Here is an 8,036-nt window from a genome sequence, read left to right as displayed (position 1 = left end):
TCTCCCGTTTACGTCTTGGCCGTGTATAAGGAAACACCGGTGTAATTTCTTGTTTGAATAGGAATTGAGCGATAGTAGGCGTTTTATATCCCGCGTCTGCAATGACATGCTTAGGGTTAAAAGGAATAATCTTTTCAAAGATTAAAGGAAAAGCTTGGGTATCGTGTGTATTTCCCGGATGGACACTATATCCTAAAACCCACCCATTACGATCACAGGCTGTTTGAATGTTATAGGCAAAAACTTGCATATGATCTCCTTTATGGAGCCATCCTGCCTCCGGATCATTAGGACTGATTGTTTGGGATTTTGTTAAGTGCTCCTTTTCGGTATTTTTTAGAAGCTTTTGCCGTGAATCGCTCGGTCTTCTTGAACGGCTTCCATCATTTCCTCTGCCAACCATTTTGCTTGGACGATCACTTCTTCATTCGTATACTTTCGGCCATTGGCGCAAGCTTTAACATGGCTACCATCGATAAAAATATCCTTTGAATCCACCACGCCAGCCTCAACGCATTGCTTTAAAATTTGGGCAAATATTTGCTCGGCTAAACTTTGAGATTCGAAACGACGCTTATAATTTTTACCGAAGGTTGAAAAGTGTGGCACAGTATCCGTTAAAGAAAGCCCTAAAAACCATCGATAAGCAACATTCACTTCAATCTCTTGAATGGTTTGGCGCATACTTGGAATACCAAAGAGATATTGAATCATAGGGATTTTAATCAAAGTTATCGGGTCAATACTTGGTCGACCGTTATCTTGACAATAGACGTCCTCTACCAAGTCATAGATGAAATTAAAATCAATATGATGATCAATTTTCCGCAAAAGATGATTGGGAGGTACCAGTTCTTCAAGGGCATAAAATGCCATTTGATTACGTGCTTCAAAGGTTTTACTGTCAGCATTTTTTGACATCATACGAATCACCCGTTTTCTTTTTATTATACACAAAAAAGCCCTCTAATTCACTAAGAAGTAGTGGTTTAGAGGGCTTTGTCTTCAGTCTGAGCGCACCCAAGGTGCGCCTTGATTATTTACTTATTCACTTAATTATTTTACCGTATCTTCCCAAGTAGAAATTTCTCCTAAGAAGATTCCACGGATTGCTTCTAGAGTCATTTCTTCAGTAGGGTTTTCATTATTTACTACTACTGCGATACCATCGATAGCAATTGCGTCGTGTTTTAAAGCTTCCATTTCCTCATCTTTTAATTCACGAGAAGCCATACCTAAGTCAGCGGTATCATTCATTGCTGCTTCCATACCTGCAGATGAACCGTTTGAAGTAATATTAATTTCAACGTTTGGTTGGAATTCTTTATAGGCTTCAGCAAGTTTTTCCATTAAAGGAGATACAGAAGTTGATCCAACAACTTCAACAGTTCCTTCTAATTCTGCAGTTGCTTCATAAGGAGCTAGCTCACTTTCTACTTCTTCAGTTTCTGCTGCTTCTTCTGATTCTACTTCTTCACTTTCTGCTTCTACAGTTTCATCTAACTCTTCGCCAGCAGGTGTTACGCTGATGTATCCTTCTTCTTCAACTACTGCTTGTCCTTCTTGAGAATGAATGAATGTTAAAAAGTCATTTGCAACTTCAGATAATTCTTTTTCTGCTGACCATGCAACATTAAATGGACGAGCGATTGGATAGTCTCCAACTTTGATAGCTTCAGGAGTCGCTTCAGAACCATCAACTTTTAATGCTTTCACTGAATCATCAAGTGATCCTAATGAGATATATCCGATTGCTGAAGGGTCTCCAGCAACTGTTTGCATTACACCAGATGTTTGGTTTTGAACAGTAGCATTTTGCGTAGTTAGGTCGTTATCATCTTCATCAACAACACCGACAATTTCAACAAATGCGCCACGGGTACCTGAACCATCTTCACGACTAATTACATTAATTGGCCCTTCTTGAGCCATTGCTGGAACAACTACCGACAACCCTAAACCTGCTACAGCTACTAATAGTAAAGCTTTTAATGATTTTTTCATTAATTACATCTCCTTAAATTTTATCAAATCAGCAACACAACTACATTGCCAACATCGAACTCACTCAACGTTAGCACATTCATAGTATACATAAAATTTGTAAATTTAATGTAAATTTAGTGTTAAGTTTGAGTAAATACTAGTGATTTAAATCAACTATCTCTGCTTTTTTAAGATATACAATTCGCTCACAAATATTAGTGACATAGTCACCAATTCTTTCAATTGAATTCCCAATTGCTAGATAGTTAATTCCTGTATTAACAGACTCTCTATTCTTTTCCATTCGTAAAGCAGAGTCATTATAAAGTTGTTTAAGACAGGCATCAACTAATTCGTCACGGTCGGCAATCTCTTGTGCTTTTACCGCGTCTCTTTCCGAAAAAGCTTCTAGAACATCATTGATCATTTCAAAAACCATTTGAGCCATTTTATTTATTATTTCTGTTAAGGATTTAATTTTTTCTGTATCTTCATTAGTTCGATTAACATTTTTTGCTATTAAAACAGCATGGTCACCTATTCTTTCTAAGTCAACACTGATGCTCATTACTGTAAAAATCAAACGTAGATCTTCCGCCACGGGTTGTTGTAAGGCGATTAAACGATAAGCTTCTTTTTCAATCTCATTGGCTAATTGGTTAATTTCTTGATCTGCTTCTTTTAATTTTGAAGCTGCACTGGTGTCGTCATTATTGAATGCGTTAATAGCTAAATGCACATTTTCGATGACTGCTGTTGCTTGTTCTGATAACTTATTTGAAAAGTCTTCTAAATCCTTTGTGTAAATATTTCTCATGATTGACTCCTTTCAAGTGTCTATCCAAAGCGTCCAGAAATATAATCTTGCGTTTGATCATTAGCTGGATTCGAGAAGATTTTTTCGGTTTCATCGAATTCAACCACTACACCTTCATAGAAAAAGGCAGTTTTATCAGAAATACGTCCGGCCTGTTGCATATTGTGCGTAACGATAATTACGGTATATTTTTTCTTCAATTCACTCACTAAATCTTCGATTTTGTTTGTTGAAATAGGGTCCAAAGCAGAAGTCGGTTCATCCATTAGAATAACTTCAGGTTGGTTGGCAATTGCACGCGCAATACAAATTCTTTGCTGCTGCCCACCAGATACGGCAGTAGCATTTTGATGAAGCTTATCTTTAACCTCGTTCCAAATAGCTGCCCCTTTTAAGGACTCTTCTACTATTTGATCTAATTGTGTTTTATCTTTGATACCGTGAGTTCTTGGTCCGTATGCAATATTGTCATAGATAGACTTTGGAAAAGGGTTGGGTTGTTGGAAAACCATTCCGACTCTTTTACGTAAATCATTAACATCCATCCGTTTATCGTAAATATCCATGCCATCCAAAGCTACTTTTCCATCCACTCGTGTACCCGGTGTCAAATCTTGCATTCTATTTAAAATTTTTAAGAAAGTAGACTTTCCACAACCAGAAGGTCCGATAAGGGCTGTTACCAAATTTTCTTCTATTTCCATATCAATATTTTTTAAGGCATGAAACTCACTGTAATAAAAGTCTAAATTTTGAACTGAGAATTTTGATCTGTTTGCCATTTTATTTTCCTCCTGAACCTAATCGAGCGCCTAAGAGTGTAGATAGCCAGTTGATAATTAAGACCAGCAATACCAAAACCACTCCTGTTGCATAAGCTTCTTTAACGTGAAAACCTTCTGAAGATAAAACATACATATGTGTAGCCAATGTTCTACCCGAACTCAATAGGTTTTTAACCATACCTGAGGACGTACCCATCGTATAAATTAAGGCCGCCGACTCCCCTACAATACGGCCAATTGCTAAGATAATTCCGGATAAGATACCTGGCATAGCAACAGGAAGAACAACTGTAAATATCGTTCTTAATTTACCAGCACCCAGAGCTAAGGAACCCATCCTTAAAGAATTATTAACCGAAAGTAAAGCTTCTTCTGTTGAAGAAATAATGATTGGTAAAATCATAATGGATAACGTTAAAATGCCAGCAATGTGAGAATAGGTTTTAAAAATTACATTCACAAACAGTAACATCCCGAATAAACCATAAACAATTGAAGGAACCGCAGCCAGTGTATCGGTTGCTAACCGAATCCAATGTACATATCGATTTCCACGGTCTGCATACTCAACTAAATAAAAAGCTGAAAAGACTCCGATTGGAGCAGATATTAAAAGTGAACAGCCAATCATAATTAAGGTTGAAATAATAGCAGGCATCATCGATACATTGTTTGAATTGTATTCCCAGGCAAAAAGTTGAGTGTTCATAACCGGCAAGCCGTTCCAAAGAATGAAACCGATGATAAAGAGCAACATACCTATGGTAAAAAAGGCTGCTAGCCAAACAATAAAGCGAATGATTTTTGCGCTCATTAAGTTCTATCTCCTTTCGATTTAATCCACATGAAGGTACCGTTAATAATTAAGATAAAAACAAATAACATTGAGGCTGTCATAATTAGTGCGTGCTGGTGATCACCACTTGCATATCCCATTTCCAACACAATATTGGTAGTCAGTGTTCTTGTTCCTTCAAACAAGCTTTTAGCCAACCTTGGTTGATTTCCAGCAATTAAAACAACCGCCATTGTTTCACCAATCGCACGACCAATCCCTAAGATAATGGCAGATAGAATACCAGATTTAGCCGCTGGGACAATGACATTTAAAACAGATCGCTCATGAGTAGCACCAAGACCCATTGAGGCATTATAATAGTGTCTCGGCACCGCTCGAATAGCTGCTTCTGAAAGTCCAATTACAGTCGGTAGAATCATTACACCTAATAAGACCGAAGCTGTCAGTATATTCATTCCATTATTAGCTGGTAAAAACTTTAATCCTCTGATGAATGGAACCATCATTTGAAGAGCAAAAAAACCATAAACGATTGAAGGAATGGCTGCCATTAAGTTAATTGCTGGCTTAAAGATTCTATATAAAAAATCTGGACAAAAATATGCCATAAAAATAGCCGTTAGAACTCCAATGGGAACTCCAACAACAATAGCGCCAACCGTAACATAAATAGACCCCATAATGAAAGGGAAAATACCATAAAGAGGCTCTTTCCAAGAAGGCTGCCACTGCTGACCTACAAAGGTTTTTAAGAAGCCATGCTTCATTAGAAAAGGAATTCCACCTTGGAATTTCCAAACTCCGTCATCAACTGTTCCACCTACAAAGATGAAATAGAAGATTAAAACAATTGATAAAATAGATAAGAATGCACAAAACATAAAGACATATTTCATGAATCTTTCTAGCACTTTGCCCTGCATTAAGACAACTCCTCCACAATTTACTTGACTACAATAACTCTTGCATTGATAGTACATTGTTATTGTACTTCACCTATGTAAATTCTTTGTAAATTTTCAGCAAATAATGTTACAAATATGTTACAAGACCCTGGGTGAAGGGCTTTCTTATAACATTCTTAACTGTAAGCGTCATCATTAATTAGGGAGAATTATCGTAAACGATGTCCCTACCCCCACTTGACTTTTTACCTCGATTTTACCACCCATCATTTTGACTAAATTGCGCACAATCGAAAGCCCAAGGCCTGTTCCACCTGAATTTCGACTGCGCGCTTTATCAACTCGGTAAAACCTTTCAAAGATTCGATCCATCTCTGTTTCGGGTATCCCTATTCCTGTATCAGCAACAGTTAATTCAATTTTTTTCTTTTTTTCTTTAATACTAATTGTTATTTGACTGCCTTCATCTGAATAGTTAATAGCATTGTCTAATAGATTGGTTAAAATTTGCTCAAAGCGATATTGGTCTGCTTTCAAAGCAATATTGTTATTAGAAATCAATTCGACCTTAATTGATTTTTGAGCAGTTTTTTGAGAAAGAAACTCGATCATATTTTCTGTTACTTTATCCACATAAAAGCTTGATCTAGGTAAATTATTTTCACTTTTTTCAACACGAGATAACTCAAGAATATCTTCAATAATCATTTCCAGTCGATTACTTTCTTTGGCAATAATGTTAACAAATTTATTAGCTGCCTTCTTATCTTTTAGCGCTCCGTTTAAGAGTGTTTCTGCAAAACCTTTGATAGCAGTCACAGGTGTTCTTAGTTCATGTGAAGCGTTGGCTACAAATTCACTTCTTACCGTTTCTAAACGACGGATTTCAGTTATATCATAGAGTAATACCAAAAAAGACATTTCACTGGCTTGATATTCTTGATAGGAAAGGATATTGACATCCAAGAATTTTGATTTAGGTACATAAACTTCTACTTCTTCTTGTACAGGCAAATGTGTTTGCATCACTCGATTAATCAAACTGATTAATTGAAAAGATTTTAAAATTGCTTGGTAAGGACGCCCAATTACTGTTGGCGACAGTCCTAAAATTTTTCCTAAAGCTGGATTCATGAGATCAATCTTTCCTTGAGAGTCAATGACTAATACTCCAAGGTTGATGTTCTCCAGTAATAAAGAGTATTGCTGTTGTCCAGAAATCAGATCATTGCGGTCTTCTCCCAAATACTTGACAATATCGGTAACTGATTGTCCTAATTGATTAACTTCGGGAATCGAATGTTCAAGGTATTCATAATGATAATCGGAATCTCTAACCTTTTCTATCCCTTGCCTTATTGATTGAATCGGACCCGTAGTTTTTAGCAAGGCTAATCGAATAGCTAAGAATATAAGGGAAAGCTGAACCATAATATAAATTGCTACCAGCTTCCAATATTCTTGCCATTTGAAAGAAAAGTAGTTCTTATCGACCGATTCAACCAACCAAACAGTTTGTTTGTTCCAATTTAATTTCTTACCAGCATAGATCCGTTGATCAGCTCTCCAGGAAATTATATTTTGACCTTTATTTTTAATAATCTTTTGATGAATGAGACTCAGACTGCTCTTTGTATTACCTTCTTTTGAATTTCTCCATAAAGTATTGGGTACTAAGCGATTTTTCGAATTATTTCTTTGAGAAATTAAAAAAACCTCGCGATCTTCACCACTAAAGATACTATCTAGGTCTTGATAATAATCTTCTATCCGACTTTGATCTTTAATGAATATGTAAGCTGAATGAGTTTGCACTTGATCTTGTAAAATCGTATAAATTGTCTGCTCAATTTGTCTGTAACCCAAATAAACTAAAGATAAAATACCTATCATAAATAGGACAATTCCTAGTCCCAATTGTCGGCGTCTTTGGCTCGGGTCTATCAGTTTCATGCTTGTGGTACCTCAAATTTATAACCAAACCCTCTTACCGTTTTAATATATTCAGGACTTTTTGTGTCGCTTTCAATTTTTTCCCTTAAATGTGAAATATGGACATCGACGATACGCGTTTCACCCGCGTAGTCAAAATTCCATATGTTATTAAGCAGTTGATCACGACTAAGTATACGCCCTTTTCTAACTGCCATATAGAGTAAGAGTTCAAACTCTTTGGGCGTTAAATCAATTGATTTACCATCACATATCACTTCATAGCGGTCTGGAAATATTTCTAACTTACCGAGCCTTATCACATCATTTGAATTCTCAGATGCATTAGTAGGAACTTGTAGAGGTGTAATATCTACTGATTCTGTCTGACTTTCAACCTCTTTTACATTCTTTTCGCTACTTTGCATCCTACGCCCAATTGCCTTAATTCTGGCAATAACCTCCCTTGGGCTAAAAGGCTTGGTCATATAATCATCTGCTCCTAATTCTAAGCCAATAATCTTATCATATTCATCATCTTTGGCCGTCAACATTAAAATAGGTGTTTCAATTTTTTCTTGACGCACACGGCGACATACATCCATTCCATCCATTTTTGGAAGCATAATATCTAAAATGATAAAGTCAAACTTTTCTTTTTTAATCAATTTATAAGCGGTCTTACCGTCTTCTGCAGTGACCACATCAAAACCAGCTTGATTTAAATTGTATTCTAATAACATTAATATCGATTGTTCATCATCGACAACCAGCACTCTTTTCATAGCCAACCTCCTAGGATCTCTAAGTAC

7 protein-coding genes and 1 pseudogene are annotated in these 8,036 nt (G+C 36.4%); all 8 read right to left on the bottom strand.

Features of this window, described 5'->3' with window-relative positions:
* Window positions 1–921: pseudogene (locus ACQV2P_RS05915) on the bottom strand (transposase); the annotation flags it as partial.
* Between the two features lie 135 nt (window positions 922–1,056).
* A complete protein-coding gene (locus ACQV2P_RS05910) occupies window positions 1,057–2,004 on the bottom strand; it encodes a substrate-binding domain-containing protein (protein WP_428894743.1) in 948 nt (315 codons plus the stop codon).
* 139 nt (window positions 2,005–2,143) lie between these two features.
* The gene (phoU, locus tag ACQV2P_RS05905; protein WP_428874185.1) at window positions 2,144–2,803 is read right to left on the bottom strand and encodes a phosphate signaling complex protein PhoU; all 660 of its coding nucleotides are present in this window, start codon (window positions 2,801–2,803) and stop codon (window positions 2,144–2,146) included.
* Window positions 2,804–2,823: 20 nt separating this feature from the next.
* Window positions 2,824–3,585 carry a phosphate ABC transporter ATP-binding protein PstB gene (pstB, locus tag ACQV2P_RS05900; RefSeq protein ID WP_428874184.1) on the bottom strand — a complete coding sequence of 254 codons (762 nt, stop codon included), beginning with the start codon at window positions 3,583–3,585 and terminating at the stop codon, window positions 2,824–2,826.
* A gap of 1 nt (window position 3,586) precedes the next feature.
* Window positions 3,587–4,402 carry a phosphate ABC transporter permease PstA gene (gene pstA / locus ACQV2P_RS05895; RefSeq protein WP_428894742.1) on the bottom strand — a complete coding sequence of 272 codons (816 nt, stop codon included), beginning with the start codon at window positions 4,400–4,402 and terminating at the stop codon, window positions 3,587–3,589.
* Entirely contained in the window at window positions 4,402–5,310 is a 909-nt protein-coding gene (gene pstC, locus ACQV2P_RS05890) for a phosphate ABC transporter permease subunit PstC (protein ID WP_428874182.1), read from the bottom strand. Before pstC ends, pstA begins: the two co-directional genes overlap by 1 nt.
* Before the next feature lie 177 nt (window positions 5,311–5,487).
* Window positions 5,488–7,245 (bottom strand): two-component system histidine kinase PnpS, encoded by a 1,758-nt coding sequence (gene pnpS, locus ACQV2P_RS05885; RefSeq protein ID WP_428874181.1) that lies wholly within the window; start codon window positions 7,243–7,245, stop codon window positions 5,488–5,490.
* Window positions 7,242–8,009 (bottom strand): response regulator transcription factor, encoded by a 768-nt coding sequence (locus ACQV2P_RS05880; protein WP_428874180.1) that lies wholly within the window; start codon window positions 8,007–8,009, stop codon window positions 7,242–7,244. The genes pnpS and ACQV2P_RS05880 overlap by 4 nt, the downstream gene beginning before the upstream one ends.
* Window positions 8,010–8,036: the final 27 nt, after the last annotated feature.

It is taken from the genome of Facklamia sp. P12932 (genome assembly GCF_050409545.1).
Classification (GTDB): domain Bacteria; phylum Bacillota; class Bacilli; order Lactobacillales; family Aerococcaceae; genus Facklamia.
The sequence above is the reverse complement of the archived record's forward strand: the minus strand, read 5'-3'. Positions and strand labels throughout refer to the sequence as shown.

What these genes read in the sequence shown, in the direction of transcription:
- ACQV2P_RS05910 (WP_428894743.1), bottom strand. Translation starts at nt 2,004, where the DNA reads ATGAAAAAATCATTAAAAGCTTTACTATTAGTAGCTGTAGCAGGTTTA.
- phoU (WP_428874185.1), bottom strand. Translation starts at nt 2,803, where the DNA reads ATGAGAAATATTTACACAAAGGATTTAGAAGACTTTTCAAATAAGTTA.
- pstB (WP_428874184.1), bottom strand. Translation starts at nt 3,585, where the DNA reads ATGGCAAACAGATCAAAATTCTCAGTTCAAAATTTAGACTTTTATTAC.
- pstA (WP_428894742.1), bottom strand. Translation starts at nt 4,402, where the DNA reads ATGAGCGCAAAAATCATTCGCTTTATTGTTTGGCTAGCAGCCTTTTTT.
- pstC (WP_428874182.1), bottom strand. Translation starts at nt 5,310, where the DNA reads ATGCAGGGCAAAGTGCTAGAAAGATTCATGAAATATGTCTTTATGTTT.
- pnpS (WP_428874181.1), bottom strand. Translation starts at nt 7,245, where the DNA reads ATGAAACTGATAGACCCGAGCCAAAGACGCCGACAATTGGGACTAGGA.
- ACQV2P_RS05880 (WP_428874180.1), bottom strand. Translation starts at nt 8,009, where the DNA reads ATGAAAAGAGTGCTGGTTGTCGATGATGAACAATCGATATTAATGTTA.